Raw genomic sequence first — 19,112 nt, 5'->3', positions numbered from 1 at the left:
CGGTGGGTGGCGGGTGCAGGCGCTCACCCCCTGGAAGCCTGCGGAGATCATCGAAACGAAGGCGAGGCAACTGTGACCAACGGGCCCGAGCTCTCCTGGTTCAAGTCCAGCTACAGCAACAACGAGGGCGAAGCCTGCGTAGAGGTGGCTACCTGCGCCCACACCGTCCACGTCCGCGACTCCAAGGTCGTCGACGGCCCCACCTTCGCCGTCGCCCCCGCCGCCTGGACCGCTTTCCTGGCCGGCGCCGTCGAGGGCTGACCGTGAGCGTGTCGCGAGCTGCTGATCCCGGCCCTGCCGTCGTCCTCATCACCGGTGTGATGGCCTCCGGGAAATCCACCGTTGCCCAGGCCCTCGCCGAGCGGCTGCCGAAGGCCGTTCACGTGCGCGGGGACGTGTTCCGGCGGATGGTGGTGTCCGGGCGGGCCGAGATGGTGCCGGGGGCGTACGAGGATGCTGTCGCCCAACTCCGGCTCCGGTACCGGTTGTCCGCGATGACGGCCGACGCGTACGCGGGTGAGGGCTGGAGTGCTGTGGTGCAGGACGTGGTGCTGGGGGAGGAGTTGTCCGCGTACGTCGGTCTCGTACGGACACGGCCGCTGTACGTCGTCGTGCTCGCCCCCGAGCCGCGGGCCGTTGCCGAGCGGGAGGCCGGGCGGGGCAAGAGCGGTTACGGGGCCGGCTGGACGGTCGAATCGCTGGACCGGGTGCTGCGCGAGGAGACGCCGCGGATCGGGCTCTGGCTGGACACGACCGGGCAGACCGTGGAGCAGACGGTCGACGCGGTCCTTGCGGGGCTTGAGCGGGCGCGGGTAGCGGGAGGGCCGGAGGGCTGAGGCGGCAGGAGGTTCGACCACCCGCTTCGCCTCCGCCGACGCGCGCATCGACCCCACCGGCCACGATCGCGGCGGCACCCCGGTTACCGGGATTCATTCGCAGTGCTCCGGCCTCCAGGCCGGGGGTGAAGCGAATCAGGCCCGCGCCGCGCGCAGGGTGGTCGCCTTTCGTACGCGGGGACCCGGTGCAGATCGGGGTTCCTCGCGGAAGTACGCCGTCCTTCGAACGCGGCGAATTGAAGCCGGCACCCGAGGACGTCGACGATCGCCGCAAAGCGCTGAAGGAATTCATCAACGGTTTCGCACGTCCGCGCTCAGGACCCAGGGGGGTTCCCGAAAATGCTGAGGCCCGCCCGGCGTGGCGTATGACGCGTGCTGGGCGGGCGTACTGCGTGGAGGCCGTGACCGGATTCGAACCGGTGTAACTCGAGTTGCAGTCGAGCCCCTGAACCACTCGGGCACACGGCCGTGTGTTCCTCGTCGTGATCCGACCGTAGGGCCGGGCGTCCCGGCCGCTCAAGAGTGCGGGGCGGGGCGCAATGCGACTGCCATGGCGCGTTCACATTCGGTGCCGTGGTCCTACGACCAACGGAGGACCGGAGGACCGTCCCGCGACAGGGCTCAAATGAGATCTTGGCCCTTACTCTTGGGCTCATGAGTGCCCTGGAACCACGAGACGCCGGTGTCGAGACCGGCACCGCCGGCGACGCGGAGGTGCGCGGCGGGACCGAGTCGCCCGTCGAATCCGGAGGGGTGCTGGGGCGGACCTACCGGGCGCTCAGCGTCGGCATCGTCTCCGTCGTCTTCCTGATCGCCTTCGAGGCGACCGCCGTGGGGACCGCGATGCCGGTCGCCGCGCGTGAGCTGCACGGTATTGCGCTGTACGCGTTCGCGTTCTCCGCGTACTTCACGACCAGCCTCTTCGCCATGGTGCTCTCCGGGCAGTGGGCGGACCGGCGCGGGCCGCTGGGGCCGCTCGCCACCGGGATCAGCGCGTTCGCGGCGGGGCTGCTGCTCTGCGGGACCGCCGGGAGCATGTGGATCTTCGTCGCGGGGCGGGCCGTCCAGGGGCTCGGCGGCGGGCTGGTGATCGTCGCCTTGTACGTGGTGATCAGCCGGGCCTACCCGAAGCGGCTGCAGCCGTCGATCCTGGCCGCGTTCGCCGCGAGCTGGGTGATCCCGTCGGTCGTCGGGCCGCTCGCCTCCGGGAGCGTGACCGAGCACCTGGGGTGGCGCTGGGTCTTCACGGGCATCCCGGTCCTCGTGGTGTTCCCGCTGGCGCTCGCGCTGCCCGCGATCCGGCGGCGGGCTTCGGGACCGGCCGATCCCACGGCGCCCGTCGAGCCGTACGACCGGCGGCGCATCCTGCTCGCGCTCGGGATCTCGCTGGGCGCGGCGCTGCTCCAGTACGCCGGGCAGGAACTGAACTGGTTCGCGCTGCTCCCGGCCGCCGTGGGCGTCGCGCTGCTCGTGCCCGCCGTGCGGGGGCTGCTGCCCCCGGGGACCGGCCGGGCCGCGCGCGGGCTGCCCTCGGTGGTGCTGCTGCGCGGGGTGGCGGCCGGGTCGTTCATCGCCGCCGAGTCCTTCGTACCGCTGATGCTGGTGACCCAGCGCGGCCTCAGCCCCACGATGGCCGGGTTCTCGCTCGCGGCCGGCGGCGGGACCTGGGCGCTCGGTTCGTACGTACAGTCCCGGCCGCGCCTGGAGCCGTACCGGGAGCGCCTGATGGTGGGCGGCATGGTGCTGGTCGCCGCGGCGATCGCGGCCGCGCCGTCCGTGCTGATCGAGGCGGTGCCGGTCTGGACCGTGGCCGTGGCCTGGGCCTTCGGGTGCTTCGGGATGGGCGTGGTGATCGCGTCGACGAGCGTGCTGCTGCTGAAGCTGTCGGCGCCGGAGGAGGCGGGGGCGAACTCGGCCGCCCTCCAGATCTCCGACGGGCTCTCGAACGTGCTGCTGCTCGCCGCGGGCGGAGCGGCCTTCGCGGCGCTCGGCGGCGGGGCCGTGGGGGCCGTGCACGACGCGGCGGGGGCGGGGGCCGCGGGGTCCCGTCCGGGGGCGTTCGCGGCGGTCTTCCTGCCGATGGCGGGGGTGGCGCTGGTGGGGGCGTGGGTGGCGGCGCGGGTGCGGACCAGGGCTTAGGGCCTGTCCGGCGGATCATGGCCGGGGTCGCCGGACAGGCCCTGGTGCCACGTGGTACCGCGCGGTACCATCCACGCATGGCTGGTCTGAATCTGCGGTTCACCGAAGAAGAGCTGGACGCACTGCGTGCGCGCGCCGAGTCGGAGGGGCGGAGTATGCAGTCGTTCGCCCACGACGCGGTGATCACCGCCATAAACGAGCACTCGCGCCTCTTCAACGAGGCTGCGGACCACGTGCTGAAGGTGAGTGAGGAGCTCAACCGGAGGCTCGCCTGATGCAGTACCTGACACTTCCCGAGCTGCTCAACCTCGCCGAGCGCCTCGGGGCTGCCGAGGTGCGGGACTACGGGCTGCTCGATTCGGCACTCGCCCGCCCGCAGGCGAGCGTGTTTGGCCAGGACGCCTATCCGGACGTGTGGCAGAAGGCCGCAGCACTCATGGAGTCCCTGGCGCGCAATCATGCGCTCGTCGACGGGAACAAGCGCATCGCCTGGTATGCCACCTGGGTCTTCCTGCACATCAACGGGCATCGCCTGAGTGCGGACTTCGATGTCGACGCGGCCGAGAAGTTCGTGCTGGACGTGTGCCAGGGCGTCCTCGACATGCCCAGGATCGCTGAACGGCTTCCCGGATTCGCTGCGTGAAGTCGATCTGTGAAGAGGGTCTCAGCGGCGCCGAACCGCCGTTCGTCCGTACGAGGTTCCGCGCCGCCCCCCGGTAAGGTGGCCCGGTTGTCGTATCGCGTGCGGGTCCGTCCCGGCCGTGCGGACAGCACCCCACGTACCCGAGAGACCCGAACCGGAGACCGTGACTACTACCGCCTCCCACCACCTCTCACCCGCCTTCCCCGGCCGCGCCCCCTGGGGCACGGCCGGCAAGCTGCGAGCCTGGCAGCAGGGCGCCATGGAGAAGTACATCCAGGAGCAGCCGCGCGACTTCCTCGCGGTCGCCACCCCCGGCGCGGGGAAGACCACCTTCGCGCTGACCCTCGCGTCATGGCTGCTGCACCACCACGTGGTACAGCAGGTCACCGTCGTCGCGCCGACCGAGCACCTGAAGAAGCAGTGGGCCGAGGCAGCGGCCCGGATAGGGATCAAGCTCGACCCCGACTACAGCGCGGGCCCGCTCAGCAAGGAGTACGACGGCGTCGCGGTCACCTACGCGGGCGTCGGCGTGCGGCCGATGCTGCACCGCAACCGCTGCGAGCAGCGCAAGACCCTCGTCATCCTCGACGAGATCCACCACGCCGGTGACTCGAAGTCCTGGGGCGAGGCGTGCCAGGAGGCGTTCGACCCGGCCACCCGGCGGCTCGCGCTCACCGGTACGCCGTTCCGGTCGGACACCAACCCGATCCCCTTCGTCGTGTACGAGGAGGGCAACGACGGCATCCGGCGCTCCTCGGCCGACTACACCTACGGCTACGGCAACGCGCTCGCCGACGGCGTCGTCCGGCCCGTGATCTTCCTCAGCTACAGCGGCAACATGCGCTGGCGCACCAAGGCCGGTGACGAGATCGCCGCCCGGCTCGGCGAGCCGATGACCAAGGACGCCATCGGGCAGGCCTGGCGCACCGCCCTGTCGCCCACCGGCGAGTGGATCCCCAATGTGCTGAGCGCCGCCGACAAGCGGCTGACCGAGGTCCGCAAGGGCATTCCGGACGCGGGCGGGCTGGTCATCGCCACCGACCAGGAGTCGGCGCGCGAGTACGCCAAGATCCTCAAGCGGGTCACCGGTGAGAAGGCCACCGTGGTCCTCTCCGACGAGAAGGCCGCCTCGAAGAGGATCGACCAGTTCAGCGGGGACGGCTCGCGCTGGATGGTCGCGGTGCGCATGGTGTCGGAGGGCGTCGACGTGCCGCGCCTGGCCGTCGGCGTGTACGCCACCACCATCTCCACGCCGCTGTTCTTCGCGCAGGCTGTCGGCCGTTTCGTGCGTTCGCGCAGGCGCGGCGAGACCGCCTCGGTCTTCGTGCCGACCATCCCGATGCTGCTCGACTTCGCCAACGAGATGGAGGTCGAGCGGGACCACGTCCTCGACAAGCCCAAGAAGGGCAGCGACGAGGAGAACCCGTTCGCGGAGGAGGACAAGCTCCTCGCCGACGCCGAGAAGCTGGAGGACGAGGAGACCGAGGAGCAGCTGCCCTTCGAGGCCCTCGAATCGGACGCGGTCTTCGACCGGGTGCTGTACGACGGTGCCGAGTTCGGCATGCAGGCGCACCCCGGCAGCGAGGAGGAGCAGGACTACCTGGGGATTCCGGGGCTGCTGGAGCCGGACCAGGTGCAGTTGCTGCTCCAGAAGCGGCAGTCCCGGCAGATCGCGCACAGCCGCCAGCGGCCGGCCGAGGAGGCCGACCTGCTGGAGAAGCCGGCCGACGCGCGGCCGGTGGTCACGCACAAGCAGCTGCTCGGGCTGCGCAAGCAGCTCAACACGATGGTTTCGGCCTACACCCACCAGAGCGGCAAGCCGCACGGGGTGATCCACACCGAGCTGCGGCGGGTGTGCGGCGGACCGCCGAGCGCGGAGGCCACGGCCGGGCAGATCCAGCAGCGGATCAAGAAGGTCCAGGAGTGGGCCACTCGTATGACGTGAGACCACGCAGGCGTGCTGGTGCCGGCCCGGGGCGGGGACAGCGGTCCTCGCCCCGGGCCGGCGTCGTGCGTGCGGATGACGGTGCGGACGCGGGTGCGCCAAGCGGGTGCGGATGGGGTGGCGCGACTACCGGACGGACAGCCCGGCTACCGGACGCACGGCCCGGCTACCAGACGAACGGCGCCGACTGGTTCGACGTCGCCACACACGGAACCGTGGCCGACGTCGGGGACGAGGCCACGATCTGCAGCGACCAGTTGGTGGCGCTCGGGGGAGGGGGCAGCACCACGGAGTTCGTGCTGTCACCCGCCGCCAGGGTGCCGGAGGTGAGCTTCAGCGGGCCCAGGGTGATCGGGCTGCCGCCGCTCATGCCGGGGTTGGTCTTTCCGGAGAACTGCACCTGACTGGTGACGCCGCCCGAGGTCTTGGTGAGCTTGAGCGTCGTCGTGATGCTGTTCGGGTCGGCACTGGTACCGGCTGGCATCGTGATCGCGGTGGACGTGATCTTGATGGTCTTGGACGTGCCCGAGTCGGCGGCTGTCAGGGTGGCGAGACCGCTGCCCCAGGCGCCGCAGTTGTACGTGGCCGTCGCGGTGAGCGGAGCCACGGCCTGGGCCGTCGGAGCCAGCGCGAGCGCGCCGGCCACCGAACAGGCCGCGGCCAGTACCAGCGGGATGTGTCTTCGATTCGACGACATGACGGGGGGAACTCCTTCCGGTTCTGAATTCCGCAGATTCACCGAAGAGCTGAGAAGTGGATCTGCGTGCCGGGCCCGGCATGTCGGCAGCAGTGAAACTGTGATCTTCAGAGAAGTCAATAGATGTCCACAGAGGCACTTGAAATTCCCATGGAAATGCTTTTCGGGCATTTCAGATAAGGATCAATCAATTCTCTCTTGACTTCTTGGCACCCGACCTCCTCAATGTGCGCAATCAATGGGCCATGGAGGGGTGTCTGGTGATACGACGACGAAGACCCGGCGTGACCGGTCTGCTCGCTGCCTGCTTCGTGCTGTCCCTGAGCTGCGCCGGGGCCACCGCCCAGGCCGTGCCGCAGGACGCGCCGGCAGCCGGATCGCGGGCCGCCGGTACGGTCACCCCGACCGTGCACTGCACCCTGCCCGCAGGGCAGGGCGAGGCGACGGGGCCGCAGCAGATGACCGTCGAGCTGTCGCCCGCGGTCGTCGCCCCGGGCGGGAAGGTGCACGCCAAGGTCACGCTGGGACCGTCCCCCGCCACCAGCGCGCTGCCGCTGGAGGACGTGCCGACCATCCCCAGCCTCGACCTCGCCATGTCCGGCGGGGCCAGTGGCACCGTCACGGTGCGGGGTGCCGAGTTCACGATGGACATCCCGTCCGGGACGCCCATCGAACTCCCGCCCTACGAAGGTGACTTCCTGGTCCCGGCGAACGCCTCCGGGGACGTCTCGTTCGCCCCGATCCGTACGCTGACGCAGACCAAGGTGCTCGGCTCGGTCTTCGAGACGCCCTGCGATGTCGTCGACGGCGGCGGAAGCGTCGGCAGCGTCACGGTGGAGGGCACCGGCTCCGAGCCCGCCACGCTGACCGCCCCCGCCGATCCCGTACGCCCCAACACCGAGGTGGCACTGGGTGGTTCGGGGTGGACTCCGGGCGGTGCGCCCGTGCCCTCGCTCTGTGCGGTGGGCGGTGGCGGCTGCGACCCGCTGAAGTTCAGGAGCAACACGCTCGCCATCGGCGGTGACGGGACGCTGACCGGCACGGCCACCCTCGCAGAGGCCGGTGCGGTGCCGGACGGAACGTACGAGGTGAAGGTCAACGACGGTACGAAGGAGGCCACGGCCCCCCTCACCGTCAAGGCCGTCGCGGCCGGTGACCGCGAGATCTCGCTGTCGCGGAGCAGCGGACCGGTCGGCAGCGTGATCACGGTCAGCGGCAAGAACTACAACCCGGACCGCTGGATCAACATCATCGGGCTCGACGCCTCGGGCACCGGGCTCGACGACAGCGCGGTGTACGTCAAGAGCGGCTCGGACGGCACGTTCGCCGTCGAGTTCACCGTGACCTCCGACGCCGTCGTCGCGGTCCAGGCCGACGAGGGCAACGATCCGGCGACCGTACGGACCGCGCCGTTCACCGTCTTTGACGGCGGGGGAGGGGGCGGCGGCAGCGCCGACCAGCGGCTGAGCACCTCGGTCAGGGCCGGGACGCTCTCCATGGTCCAGGACGGTGACACCGTCGACTTCGGTACGACGGTCCTGGGCACCGGCAGCGGTGTGCAGCGCTCCCGGCTCAACCGGGTCGAGGTGGAGGACGGCCGTGGTGTCGACAGCGGCTGGTCGCTGACCGCCACCCTCTCCGGCTTCACCAGCAGCGGCGGCGGCACCATCCCGGCCGGCGCCGTCCGGTGGACGCCCAAGTGCACGGCGCAGAACGGCAGCGTGGGGGTGCCGGTGGCCGGTTCGCCCGCCGCGCTCGGGAGCGAGGCGGCGAGCCTCTGCCGGATGGATCCGGACGGTTCCCGTCCGTTCACCGGCGGCCGGTTCGACGCGGACGCCGGTCTCGTCCTCACCGTTCCCGGATTCACCCGGCCGGGAGATTACAGCGCCACTCTCACCCTCACCCTTCTCTGAATTCTCCGGGAACCGTAAGAGGAAGTTCCGGAGGCGCCCGTCCGCTCCGTATCGCATCGGAGCGGGCGGGCGCCGCCATTCCGAATCCGATCCAAATCCGTTCCGGATCCGGGGAATTCCCGCAGCCGGTACCTCAGCCAGCACCTCAGCCATGGAGGAGACGCATGTCCGTGTCCGTCAGACCGAGTAGAACAGACCGGCCGAGAAGGGCCCACGGTCCGGGTTCGGGGTTACGCCGTGCCGTGGCCCTCACCGCCGGGGCCGTGCTCGTCTGGACCGGTGGCACCGTCGCGCTCGCGCCCGTCGCCGAGGCCGGCACCGTCACCCCGACCGTGCACTGTTCCCTGCCCGCGGGGCAGGGCGAGGCGACGGGCCCGCAGCAGATGAGCGTCGACCTGTCGCCGTCGATCGTCGACCCGGGCGGCAAGGTCCACGCCAAGGTCACCCTCGGCCCGTCCCCCGCCACCAGCGGCCTCAGCCTGAGCGACGTACCCACCACCCCCAGCATCGACTTCGCGATGTCCGGCGGTGCCACCGGCACGGTCACCGTCACCGGCCCCCAGATCAACCTCGACATCCCGTCCGGCAAGCCCATCGAAATTCCGCCGTACGAAGGGGACTTCCTCATCCCCGCCAGTGCGAGCGGCCCGATCACCTTCATCCCCATACGCAATCTGACGCGTACGAAGGTGCTCGGCTCCACCTACGAGACCCCGTGCGACGTGGTGAGCGGCGGCGGCTCCATCGGCACGGTGACCGCGGAGGGCACCGCGGGCCACCCGGCCACCCTGACCGCGCCCGGCACGGCCGTCCGGCCGTCCACCGCCGTCGCCCTGTCCGGCAGCCTCTGGACCGCGGGCGCCACTCCCGTACCGTCGCTCTGCTCGGCGGACGGCGGCGGCTGCGACACCGGCAAGTTCGCCTCCAGCACCCTCGCGATCAGTGCTTCGGGGGAGCTGAGCGGAAGCGCGGTGCTCGCCGCCGCGGGCGCCGTGCCCGACGGCTCGTACCTGGTGAAGGTCGGCGACGGTACGAAGGAGGCGACCGCGCCCCTGACGGTCAGGGCCTTCGCCCCCGCCGGGCCACGGGCCATCGCGCTCTCCCGCTCCGGCGCACCGCTCGGCAGCGTCGTCTCCGTCACCGGCAGCAACTACTTCCAGGACCGGTGGATCAACACCGTGGGCCTGGACGCGAGCGGGGCGACGCTCGACGACACCGCCGTCTATGTGAAGAGCACCCCCGACGGCACGTTCAGGGCCGAGTTCACCGTCTCCGACCCGGCCATCGCCGCCATCCAGGTCGACGAGGGCAACGATCCGGCCACTGTGCTCACCACACCGTTCACCGTGACCGACGCCTCCGCGACGCTCTCCGCAGGCGCGGCGAAGGTCAAGCCGGGCGGAACGATCGCCCTCTTTGGCGGCGACTGGCCGTCCGGCACCACGCCCACCGCCGCGCTCTGCAACGCCGACGGCAGCTCCTGCGACAGCGCCCGGATCAGCGGCTCCACTCTCCGGATCGGCGCCGACGGCACCCTCGCCGGCACGGTCACCGTGGCCGGGTCCACCCCGCGTGCCGTGTACGCGATCCAGGTCACCGCCGGGGGAGTGCAGGCCCTCACCCCGCTGACCGTCGCCCCGTCCTTCGTGGTCCTCACCCCCTCGGCCGGTCCCAAGGGCACCACCGTCACCGTCATCGGGCAGGGCTTCGCGAAGGTCGCGACCGTGTCCATCGTCGGGCTGCGCGCCGACGGCTCGCAGACGTCCGACCCGGCGAAGACCAAGGTGGTGGGGCTGGACGGGGCGTTCTCGCAGACCTTCGAGGTCAACGCCGCCGACACCGTCGCCATCCGGGTGCGGGAGGTTCTCGTCAACCCGCGCACCGAGACGGCGGCGTTCACCGTCCAGGACGCAACCGTGCCCGCCGGACCGTCCTTCGCGCTCTCGCCGCCCGAGGGGCCCGTCGGCACGGCGGTCCAGGTGACCGGACGGGGCTTCGCCCCCGTCGCCACGGTCTCGGTGACCGGCCGCACCGCGGACGGGAAGCAGACCGCCGACCCGTACGTCACCCGGGTCATCGGCCTCGACGGCACTTTTGCCCTCGACTTCACCGTCCGTGACCCGGCGACGAAGTCGATCCGGGCCTGCGAAGTACTCGTGAACGGAAAAATTGTGCAGCAGTCATTCACCGTGAGTTAACGGCAGTTCACTTCTGGTGCGTGAAGTGCCGTGAAGGCGTCGGCCGACCTGGACGCGCGTAGACCTCCAGAACCCGGCCGACGCCGCGCTGACCGGCGCTTATGCTGCTTCAAGCCAACTCCCGCTCCGACGACGCCCGGATTCTGGACGAGGTCTTCCGCTGAGCGGACTCGCTCGCTACTGTCCCAAAAAATGAACGCCCCGTGGCAGAGCCGCAGCGGGGCGCAGCCGGTGCCTGGCCAGGCCGGCGGCCTCTCCGTGCGTCGCCGCTGGGACCGGCGGCGCACATTCCGTGGGAATCAGCCGCTGCCGCTCATCAAAGAGGAGAGGGCGTCGTGACAGCGGAAACCTCCCAGACGCTCGACAGGGGACTCAGGGTCCTCAAACTGCTTGCCGACACCGACCACGGTCTGACCGTCACCGAGTTGTCCAACAAACTCGGGGTCAACCGGACCGTGGTCTACCGTCTGCTCGCCACCCTGGAACAACACGCCCTGGTCCGCCGCGACTTGGGCGGGCGGGCCAGAGTGGGCCTGGGCGTGCTGCGCCTGGGCCGCCAGGTGCATCCGCTCGTGCGCGAGGCCGCGCTGCCCGCGCTGCGATCGCTCGCCGAGGACATCGGGGCCACCGCCCATCTCACGCTGGTCGACGGCAGCGACGCGCTGGCCGTCGCGGTCGTCGAGCCGACCTGGACCGATTACCACGTGGCCTACCGGGCCGGCTTCCGCCACCCGCTGGACCGGGGTGCCGCGGGCCGGGCGATTCTCGCCGCCCGTCAGAAACCGGTCGGCGAAACCGCCTTCACCCTCACCCACGGCGAGTTGGAGGCCGGGGCGAGCGGGGCGGCGGCGGCGTTGGTGGGGGTGACCGGGGTCGAGGGCAGCGTGGGCGTGGTGATGCTCGCGGACTCCGTACCCGAGCGCGTGGGGCCCCGCGTGGTGGACGCGGCCCGGGAAGTGGCGGACGCGCTCCGGTAGGGGGACGCGTTCCGGTGGGACACGTAGGACATGTAGGGCGTGTGCAGGGCGTGCAGGACAGGACGGGGCCCGGGGCGATTTCTGGCCGGTTCCGGTCTTCGCAGGCACCCGGTCGAACCGTATGGTTTCGGAGCTCACGCCTTGACCGAAGCGCGTGGCCGTTCCGGGGGTTCTGATGGATGGTTCCGTATTCCTGCTTCTCGCCATCGTGGGTATCGCGGTGTACTTCCTGCCCTTCTTCATCGCCGCGGGGCGCGGGGTGAACACCGGCTCGGTGTTCGTGATCAATCTGTTCCTCGGCTGGACGTTCATCGGCTGGGTGGTCGCCCTGGCCATGTCGATGGGAACCCGGCGGACACCGTAAGGAACGACCCCGGGGGCCGCTCCCCCGGCCGCGTACGGGGCTCCCGGGCCGTGTCCCCGGGGCCCGGCGGTTAGATTGGGCGGGTGCTCCCTCGTCTCTCGCGGCCCCGTGCCCTCGCCCTGTGCGCCCTGCCCGTCCTCGCCCTGTTCGGTGTGGCCGCCTTCGCGCCGCTGCCGTTCACCCTGGCGCAGCCCGGCTCGACCGCGAACGTGCTCGGGGACGATCACGGCACGCCGGTGATCAGCATCAAGGGCGCGCCGACCCGGACCACCGACGGCCAGCTGCGGATGACGACGATCGTCGCGACCGGGCCCACCGCCGAGGTCGGCATCGGTGATGTGATCGACAGCTGGTTCCGTACGGACCGGGCGGTGCTGCCCCGCAACTCCGTCTACCCGAGCGGTGGCTCCGAGAAGGAGATCGAGAAGCACAACCTCCAAGACATGCGGAAGTCGCAGGACTCCGCGGTCGACGCCGCCCTGAACTACCTCGGGAAGAAGCCCGGATCGGTCGACGTGACCCTGCATCTCGCCGACGTGGGGGGCCCCAGCGCCGGCCTGTTCTTCGCCCTCGGCATCGTCGACAAGCTCGACGGGGACGGGGCCGGCGGCGATCTCACCGGTGGCCGCAACGTCGCGGGCACCGGCACGATCGAGGCGAACGGTGAGGTCGGGGCGGTCGGCGGGGTGTCGTTGAAGACTCAGGCCGCCCGCCGCGACGGGGCGACCGTCTTCCTCGTGCCGAAGGCGGAGTGCCGGGAGGCGGGAGCCGAGCTGCCCAAAGGGTTGCGGCTGATTCCGGTCACGACTCTGAAGGGCGCGGTGTCCTCGCTCCGGGCACTGGAGCAGGGGCACAAGGTCCCGAGCTGCTGACCTCGCCGGCCGGTGCCGGTGCCGGTGCGGGGGAGTCGCCCGACTCCGCTCCCGCGCCGTCCCCGCCCGTGCCGTCCACCTCCGTGTCGTCCATCGTGCGCCACACCGGGAAGACCAGCGGGCTCAGCGTCGCCAGCAGGTAGACCCCGCCCATCGCCAGCAGCGCCCCCTTCACGCCCGCGCTCTCCACCAGCAGCCCGGCCGCGAGACCGCCCACCGGCATGGCCAGCTCGCAGCCCGCCGTGATGACACCGGAGACCCGGCTGCGCAGCTCGTCGGGGATCGTTCCGTAGATCACCGTCGTCAGGATCGGGTTCAGCACCCCGCCCGCGAGACCGCTCAGCGCCATGGTCACGGCGAGCGGCAGCGTCGTCCCCGTCAGCGCCGCGACCACGTACCTGGGCGCGCCGCACAGCAGCACGCACACCGTGAACACGGCCCACCGCGAGAAGCGGTGCCCGACCGCCCCGGACAGCAGCGCCCCGGCGAGCCCGCCCGCGCCGAACAGCGCGGTGAGCAGCCCGATGTCCCCGGCCCCGCCCAGCTCGGTGGAGGCGTGCACCGGGAGCAGGACGGCGTACCAGCCCTGGTCGGTGCCGTTCATGAACAGGACCATCACCACGACCGCCAGCAGCAGCGGGGTGCCCAGCAAGTAGGCGAAACCCTCGCGCATCTCGGTGCGGTACGCCCGCAGCGAGACCGGCGCCTCGGCCTTGCGGGGCTCGGCCGCGCGCACCCCCCGTACGCCTGCCGCGATCAGCAGCGCGGACGTCAGGAACGTCGCCGCGTCCAGCAGCAGTACGGTCTCCGCGCCGACGAGCGCGATCAGCAGGCCGGCCAGCGCCGCCCCGACCATCCGGGCGCCGCGCGAGACGGCGTCGAAGAGGCTGGCGGCGCGGGCGAGGGTGGTGCCGGCGTGCTCGGCGAGGTCCGGCACCAGGACGTAGCGGGCGGTGTCGCCCGGGGTGTGCATGAGCCCGCCGACCGCCATCAGCGCGCACAGCATCCAGAAGTCCAGGGCGTCCGCGAAGTGCAGCAGTGGGATGGCGGCGACGGAGAGGCCGCACACCAGGTCGGAGACGACGGAGACCCGGCGTCGTCCGATCCGGTCGATGACGGGTCCGCCGATCAGGGCGGAGACGACGATCGGCAGGGTCGCGCAGAAGGCCACGACACCGGCCCGGCCGGCGCTTCCCGTGGTCTCCAGCACGAACCACGGAACGCCGATCAGGGTGAGTGAACTGCCGGCCCTGGATATGGAGTTGGCGGACAGTACGGCGGCGAGCGGTATGCGGCCGCGGTCCCCCCGGCCGGTCATGCCGGACCGGCTGCGACGGGGGAGGGGCGGCCGGGGTGGCGGGGCAGGACGCGCAGTCCCAGGTCGACGAGGGCCCAGCCCAGCCGGGTGCGCAGACCGGTGCCCGGCGAGGCCGGTGCGGGGCCGGACCGCACGGCCCGCCGCCGCAGGTCGGCGGAGCGCAGGTCGTGCAGCAGCAGATGGGTGTCGGAGTGCATGACGATGTCCTTCCGGTGAGGAGGGGCCGGCTACTCCGCGGGGCGCGGGAAGAGGTGTACATGGCTGCGGACGTTGGCCGATCCCTCGGTGCCCTCCGGGACCTGGCCCCGGTAGCTCTCGATGAGTTCGTGGATCTTCCCGATCAGCTCCTCGGCGAGATCGGGGGTGAGGCGCACCTGGAAGTCGCTGATGTCCCAGCCCTCGCGCCATTCCTCGGGCCATTCGCGCATGGTGCCGATCCAGGTGTTCAGCTCCTGGGCGTGCGTGGTGGCGATCTCGTGGAGCACGACGTCGACCGCGCCGCGCACCTCCGGGTCCGGGTGGCTCAGGAACCGGCCACTGTCGAAGACGGTGCCCCGGTGCGCGGCACGCCACCAGCGCTCGCGGCCCTTGCCGCGCTCCGGGTCGTCCTCGACGAAGCCGTACGCCGCCAGTTGCCGCAGGTGGTAGCTGGTGGCGCCACTGGACTCGCCGAGCCGGTCGGCGAGGCCGGAGGCGGTGGCGGGGCCGTACTCCCGCAGCGCGGCCAGCAGGCGCAGCCGCAGGGGGTGGGCCAGCCCGCGCAGGGTGCGGGCATCGACCTTGTGGATGTTCTCGGCTTCGGCGGGGGTCTCGGCGCCGTCCTCTGGTTCGGGCATGGGTAAACCGTAGAGTTGCAAAGTCATCTTTGCAACAGGTTCTTTGCATCGATTTCTTTGCAAGAAAATCTTTGCGACGGTCTCCGGGCTCAGCCCTGCTTGATGAACCCCTCCTGGATCAGCCAGTCCTTCGCCACCTCGTGCGGGTCCTGCCCGTCCACGTCCACCTTGGCGTTGAGTACCTGGGCGACCTCGGTGGTCAGCTTCTTGCTGACCGGGTCGAGCAGCCCGGCGATCTGCGGGTACTTCTCGAAGGTCTTGGTGTGGATCACCGGCGCCGCGTTGTAGTTGGGGAAGAAGTGCTTGTTGTCGACGAGCACTTCGAGGTTCATCGCCTTGATCCGGCCGTCCGTGGTGAACACCTCGCCCAGCAGGCAGGAGTCGGACTTGGAGACCTGGGTGTAGATGATCCCGGCGTCCATCTTCTTGATGTTGGCGGCCGGAAGCGACATCCCGTACGCCTTCTCCATGCCCGGCAGCCCGTCGTCGCGCGAGGCGAACTCGTTCTCCACGCAGATCGTCACCGCCGACGGGTCCATCTTCGCCAGCGCCGCGACATCGGAGAGCGTCTTCAGGTGGTACTTCGCGTTGTTCTGCCGGCTGATGGCGAGCGCGTAGGTGTTGTTGAGCGTGGACGGCGTCAGCCAGGTCACCCCCGTGCGGCGGTCCTCGTAGCGGACCGCCTCCCACTGCTTCACCGGGTCGGGGATCGGCTTCGCATGGCCGAGGTACGTGATCCAGCCGGTGCCTGTGTACTCGTACATCGCGTCCGCGCCGCCCTTGACGATCGCCTCGCGCGCACTGATCGAGCCGGGCAGGTTCGTCCGGTCCAGGACCTCCGCTCCGGCGGCCTTGAAGACCAGGCCGATCATCTGGCCCAGGATGATGTTCTCGCTGAAGTTCTTCGAGGTGACGGTCAGCGAGGCACCGTCCACCGGCCGCCCCTGGCCGACCGAGCCCGGCTCCACCTCGTCCACCATCGGCGAACCGCTCTTCAGCCCGCACCCGGAGAGCAGCAGCGCCAGCGCCGCCACCCCCGCCAGGCCCACGCGCACCTTCCGCGGACCCATCACCCCACCTCCAGTCCGCGCGGTGTCAGTGCCACCTCGACCAGTGAGGCCAGCCAGTCCACCAGTAGCGCCAGCACCACCGTCAGCACGGAACCGAGCACCAGCACCGGCATCCGCTGGGTCTGGATGCCCGAGGTGATCAGGTCCCCGAGGCCGCCGCCGCCGACGAAGGTGGCCAGCGTCGCCGTACCCACGTTGAGCACCAGCGCCGTACGCACACCCGCCAGGATCAGCGGGACGGCGAGCGGCAGTTCGACCTTGGTGAGCGTCCCCGTCGCCGACATGCCGATGCCGCGCGAGGCCTCGATCAGGTTCGGCTCGATCGCCCTGAGGCCGGCCACCGTGTTGGAGAAGACCGGCAGCACCGCGTAGATCACCATGCCGATGATCGCCGTCGAAGGACCGATGCCCAGCCAGATCACCAGCAGCGCCAGCAGACCGATCGCCGGTGTCGCCTGCCCGATGTTGGCGACCGCCGTGACCACCGGGGCACCCTTGCGCAGCCGGCGACGGGTCAGCGCGATCCCCAGCGGAATGGCGATGATCAGCACCCAGAACGTCGAGATCGCGGTCAGCCGCACATGCTGCCACCAGCGCAACTGCACATTGCCGCCGGTCAGCGAGTTCCGCGCGATCGAGTCGAGATGCACATTGGTGATCCACAGGTACGTGATGGCCAGCACGACCACCAGCGCGAGCGGCATCAGCACCAGCTTGCGCCAGGTGAACCGGCGCGGCGGGCCGGCCGGCGGCGCAGCCGGCTCCTCCTCCTCGTCCCGGAAGGCATGGCCCTTGACGTCGTGCTCGCCGGGCGGGCGGTCTTTGCCGGAGGAGGGCACGGGCGGCTCGGGGCGCGGCCGGCGGGGTTCGTGGTTCAGCGGTGGATTGCGAGTCATGCGCCCGGACCGCCCTCCAGCTCCGTCTCGGTCTGGTGGCTGCGCAACTCCTCCAGGTCGTGCTGGTGCTCGATGGCGGCGAGCCGGTCGGCCTCCAGCAGCTCATGGACGGAGTTCATCAGGGTCTGCATGTCGACGACCCCGATGAACTCCCCGCGCCGCCCGGTCACCGCGGCCCGCCCACCGCTGTCGGTCAGCACCGCCTCCAGCGCGTCGTGCAGTGTCGCGTCACGCGTCACCGTGTCGTGGACGAGCTGCCCGGCCCGTGCCAGCGAACCCCGGGCCCGCATCAGGTCACCGCGCCGCAGCCACTTGTACGGGCGGTTCCTGCGGTCCAGCATCAACAGCTCGTTGTGCGGGCCGCTGCGCAGCTTGTTGAAGATCGACTGGAGCGGGTCGTCGACCGTCACCGTCGGGAACGCGGCCATCTCCACATCCCGTACGCGGGTGAGGTTGAGCCGCTTCAGCGCCGCACCGGCCCCGACGAAGCCCGAGACGAAGTCGTCCGTCGGATTGGTGAGGATGGCCTCAGGGGTGTCGAACTGAGCGATGTGCGAATGCTCCCGCAGCACCGCGATCCGGTCGCCCAGCTTGATCGCCTCGTCGAAGTCGTGGGTGACGAAGACGATCGTCTTGTGCAGTTCGTGCTGGAGCCGGATCAGCTCGTCCTGGAGGTGGTCGCGGGTGATCGGGTCGACCGCGCCGAACGGCTCGTCCATCAGCAGCACCGGCGGATCGGCCGCCAACGCCCGTGCCACGCCGACCCGTTGCTGCTGACCACCGGAGAGCGCGCGGGGATAGCGCCCGTGGAACTCCCGCGGATCCAGCCCCACCAGATCGAGCATCTCCTCGACCCGGTCCTTCACCTTCGACTTCGACCAGCCGACCATCTTCGGTACCAGGGCGATGTTCTCGGCGACCGTCATGTGCGGGAAGAGCCCGGACGACTGGATCGCGTAGCCGATCTTGCGGCGCAGCTTCACCGGGTCGATGTCGGTGACGTCCTCGTCGTTGATCCTGATCCGCCCGGACGACGGCTCGATCAGCCGGTTGATCATCTTCAGGGTGGTGGACTTCCCGCAGCCGGACGGGCCGACGAAGATCACCGTCTCGCCGGCCCTGATCTCCATCGAGACGCTGTCCACCGCCGGGTTCGGATTGCCCGGATAGCGCTTGGTCAGGTCCTCCAGCTGGATGGTGGCGCCGGACGTGGTCCTCTGCGGCCCGGCGCTGTCGTCGGCGGTGCTCCCGGTGGCGGTCTCAGGCACGGATCCCCCTCGGGATGGTGAGCCGCCCGAGCAGTACGTACGCGGCGTCGAAGAGCAGGGCGAGGATGACGATGCCGAGCGTGCCCGCGAGCACCTGATTGAGCGCGTTGGCGCTGCCCAGCGAGGCGATGCCGCGGAAGATCTCGTTGCCCAGGCCGGGGCCCGAGGCGTATGCGGCGATGGCGGCGATACCCATCAGCATCTGGGTGGAGACCCGGATGCCGGTGAGGATCGGCGGCCAGGCGAGCGGCAGTTCCACCCGGCACAGCCGGGCCAGCCGCGACATCCCGATGCCCTTCGCCGCGTCGACCAGTGCCGGGTCCACGCCGCGCAGCCCCACGATGGAGTTGCGGACGACGGGCAGCAGCCCGTACAGCGTCAGAGTGATCACGGTGGGCGCGACCCCGAGGCCGACGAGCGGGATGAGCAGACCGATCGCGGCGAGGGAGGGGATGGTGAGGATCGTCGCCGTCGAGGTGATGGCCAGTGACCCCGCCCAGCCGCTGCGGTAGGTGACGACCCCGATCAGGATGCCCAGCGCGGTGGCGATGACCATGCACTGGAACACGGCGCTGACGTGCTGGTACGCGTCGGTGAGCAGCTGTTGGTGCCGGTTGCCCAGGTACTCCCAGAAGCTCACACGTCACTCCTCGGCTCAGTCGGTGTCCTTCGCGGCCTGCTCGACGAGCGGGATGATCCGCAACGGGACCGGGTTCTCCATGACGATGGCTGTGGAGGCCCGGACAATGCCATCAAAACCGACAACCCGGTCGATCACCCGCTGGAGATCGGCGTTGGAACGCGCGACGAGACGGCAGAGCATGTCGCCGTGGCCGGTGGTGGTGTGCAGCTCCAGCACCTCCGGTACGCCGGTCAAGTGGGCCCGTACGTCGGCTCCTTGGCCCTGCTTGATCTCCAGGGTGGCGAACGCGGTGACGGGGTAGCCGAGCGCCGCCGGATCGACCGCCGGACCGAATCCGCGGATGACGCCATTGGACTGAAGCCGGTCGAGTCGCGCCTGCACCGTCCCGCGCGCCACGCCGAGCCTGCGCGATGCCTCCAGTACGCCGATGCGGGGCTCGCGGGCCAGCAGCACGATCAGCCGCCCGTCCAGATGATCGATCGCCATGATCAGCTCCG

20 protein-coding genes and 1 tRNA gene are annotated in these 19,112 nt (G+C 70.5%); 11 read left to right on the top strand and 10 right to left on the bottom strand.

What is annotated here, in order from left to right; all coding sequences use genetic code 11:
- Positions 1-72 precede the first annotated feature (72 nt).
- Positions 73-261 (top strand): DUF397 domain-containing protein, encoded by a 189-nt coding sequence (locus ACIRJP_RS29875; RefSeq protein ID WP_404180632.1) that lies wholly within the window; start codon positions 73-75, stop codon positions 259-261.
- 2 nt (positions 262-263) lie between these two features.
- Entirely contained in the window at positions 264-836 is a 573-nt protein-coding gene (locus tag ACIRJP_RS29870; RefSeq protein ID WP_404180629.1) for an AAA family ATPase, read from the top strand.
- 393 nt (positions 837-1,229) lie between these two features.
- Here the strand turns inward: ACIRJP_RS29870 and ACIRJP_RS29865 are convergent.
- Positions 1,230-1,304, bottom strand: a tRNA-Cys gene (locus ACIRJP_RS29865).
- Positions 1,305-1,490: 186 nt separating this feature from the next.
- Between ACIRJP_RS29865 and ACIRJP_RS29860 the strand changes: the two genes are divergently transcribed.
- The 4 genes from ACIRJP_RS29860 (at position 1,491) to ACIRJP_RS29845 (ending at position 5,563) form a co-directional block, all read left to right on the top strand.
- On the top strand, positions 1,491-2,975 hold the full coding sequence (locus tag ACIRJP_RS29860; protein ID WP_404180626.1) for an MFS transporter: 1,485 nt from the start codon (positions 1,491-1,493) through the stop codon (positions 2,973-2,975).
- A 77-nt stretch (positions 2,976-3,052) separates the two neighbouring features.
- On the top strand, positions 3,053-3,250 hold the full coding sequence (locus ACIRJP_RS29855; RefSeq protein WP_114249050.1) for an Arc family DNA-binding protein: 198 nt from the start codon (positions 3,053-3,055) through the stop codon (positions 3,248-3,250).
- The gene (locus ACIRJP_RS29850) at positions 3,250-3,618 is read left to right on the top strand and encodes a Fic family protein (protein WP_360934112.1); all 369 of its coding nucleotides are present in this window, start codon (positions 3,250-3,252) and stop codon (positions 3,616-3,618) included. The genes ACIRJP_RS29855 and ACIRJP_RS29850 overlap by 1 nt, the downstream gene beginning before the upstream one ends.
- Positions 3,619-3,781: 163 nt before the next feature.
- Positions 3,782-5,563 carry a DEAD/DEAH box helicase gene (locus ACIRJP_RS29845; protein ID WP_356087097.1) on the top strand — a complete coding sequence of 594 codons (1,782 nt, stop codon included), beginning with the start codon at positions 3,782-3,784 and terminating at the stop codon, positions 5,561-5,563.
- Positions 5,564-5,729: 166 nt separating this feature from the next.
- On the opposite strand, the gene ACIRJP_RS29840 is transcribed toward ACIRJP_RS29845, so the two are convergent.
- Positions 5,730-6,260 carry a hypothetical protein gene (locus tag ACIRJP_RS29840; RefSeq protein WP_404180622.1) on the bottom strand — a complete coding sequence of 177 codons (531 nt, stop codon included), beginning with the start codon at positions 6,258-6,260 and terminating at the stop codon, positions 5,730-5,732.
- 284 nt (positions 6,261-6,544) lie between these two features.
- Between ACIRJP_RS29840 and ACIRJP_RS29835 the strand changes: the two genes are divergently transcribed.
- The 5 genes from ACIRJP_RS29835 (at position 6,545) to ACIRJP_RS29815 (ending at position 12,584) form a co-directional block, all read left to right on the top strand.
- A complete protein-coding gene (locus ACIRJP_RS29835) occupies positions 6,545-8,173 on the top strand; it encodes a hypothetical protein (RefSeq protein ID WP_404180619.1) in 1,629 nt (542 codons plus the stop codon).
- A gap of 242 nt (positions 8,174-8,415) precedes the next feature.
- Complete coding sequence (locus tag ACIRJP_RS29830) at positions 8,416-10,371, top strand: hypothetical protein (RefSeq protein ID WP_404180617.1); 1,956 nt, start codon at positions 8,416-8,418, stop codon at positions 10,369-10,371.
- A 335-nt stretch (positions 10,372-10,706) separates the two neighbouring features.
- Entirely contained in the window at positions 10,707-11,348 is a 642-nt protein-coding gene (locus ACIRJP_RS29825; protein ID WP_124723277.1) for an IclR family transcriptional regulator, read from the top strand.
- Between the two features lie 175 nt (positions 11,349-11,523).
- Positions 11,524-11,712 carry a superinfection immunity protein gene (locus ACIRJP_RS29820; protein ID WP_376632931.1) on the top strand — a complete coding sequence of 63 codons (189 nt, stop codon included), beginning with the start codon at positions 11,524-11,526 and terminating at the stop codon, positions 11,710-11,712.
- 83 nt (positions 11,713-11,795) lie between these two features.
- A complete protein-coding gene (locus ACIRJP_RS29815) occupies positions 11,796-12,584 on the top strand; it encodes a S16 family serine protease (RefSeq protein WP_404180612.1) in 789 nt (262 codons plus the stop codon).
- Here the strand turns inward: ACIRJP_RS29815 and ACIRJP_RS29810 are convergent.
- From ACIRJP_RS29810 to ACIRJP_RS29775, 8 genes are all read right to left on the bottom strand, one after another.
- Positions 12,514-13,902, bottom strand: a complete 1,389-nt coding sequence (locus ACIRJP_RS29810; protein WP_404180609.1) for an MFS transporter — start codon at positions 13,900-13,902, stop codon at positions 12,514-12,516. The genes ACIRJP_RS29815 and ACIRJP_RS29810 overlap by 71 nt on opposite strands.
- Complete coding sequence (locus ACIRJP_RS29805) at positions 13,899-14,099, bottom strand: hypothetical protein (protein ID WP_404180606.1); 201 nt, start codon at positions 14,097-14,099, stop codon at positions 13,899-13,901. The genes ACIRJP_RS29810 and ACIRJP_RS29805 overlap by 4 nt, the downstream gene beginning before the upstream one ends.
- 30 nt (positions 14,100-14,129) lie before the next feature.
- Positions 14,130-14,738: a winged helix-turn-helix domain-containing protein gene (locus ACIRJP_RS29800; protein ID WP_404180603.1), complete on the bottom strand. Its 609-nt coding sequence runs from the start codon at positions 14,736-14,738 to the stop codon at positions 14,130-14,132.
- A gap of 89 nt (positions 14,739-14,827) precedes the next feature.
- The gene (locus tag ACIRJP_RS29795; protein ID WP_404180600.1) at positions 14,828-15,808 is read right to left on the bottom strand and encodes a glycine betaine ABC transporter substrate-binding protein; all 981 of its coding nucleotides are present in this window, start codon (positions 15,806-15,808) and stop codon (positions 14,828-14,830) included.
- The gene (locus ACIRJP_RS29790) at positions 15,808-16,704 is read right to left on the bottom strand and encodes an ABC transporter permease (RefSeq protein WP_404180597.1); all 897 of its coding nucleotides are present in this window, start codon (positions 16,702-16,704) and stop codon (positions 15,808-15,810) included. Before ACIRJP_RS29790 ends, ACIRJP_RS29795 begins: the two co-directional genes overlap by 1 nt.
- Positions 16,701-17,972: an ABC transporter ATP-binding protein gene (locus tag ACIRJP_RS29785; protein WP_404180594.1), complete on the bottom strand. Its 1,272-nt coding sequence runs from the start codon at positions 17,970-17,972 to the stop codon at positions 16,701-16,703. Before ACIRJP_RS29785 ends, ACIRJP_RS29790 begins: the two co-directional genes overlap by 4 nt.
- Positions 17,965-18,612 carry an ABC transporter permease gene (locus ACIRJP_RS29780; protein ID WP_388578794.1) on the bottom strand — a complete coding sequence of 216 codons (648 nt, stop codon included), beginning with the start codon at positions 18,610-18,612 and terminating at the stop codon, positions 17,965-17,967. The genes ACIRJP_RS29785 and ACIRJP_RS29780 overlap by 8 nt, the downstream gene beginning before the upstream one ends.
- 15 nt (positions 18,613-18,627) lie before the next feature.
- Positions 18,628-19,101, bottom strand: a complete 474-nt coding sequence (locus tag ACIRJP_RS29775) for an Lrp/AsnC family transcriptional regulator (RefSeq protein ID WP_404180591.1) — start codon at positions 19,099-19,101, stop codon at positions 18,628-18,630.
- Between the last annotated feature and the right edge of the window lie 11 nt (positions 19,102-19,112).

The organism is Streptomyces sp. NPDC102437, from assembly GCF_044765565.1.
Lineage (GTDB): Bacteria > Actinomycetota > Actinomycetes > Streptomycetales > Streptomycetaceae > Streptomyces.
Note: the sequence above shows the minus strand (reverse complement) of the source record. Positions and strands in the feature narration are given on the sequence as shown.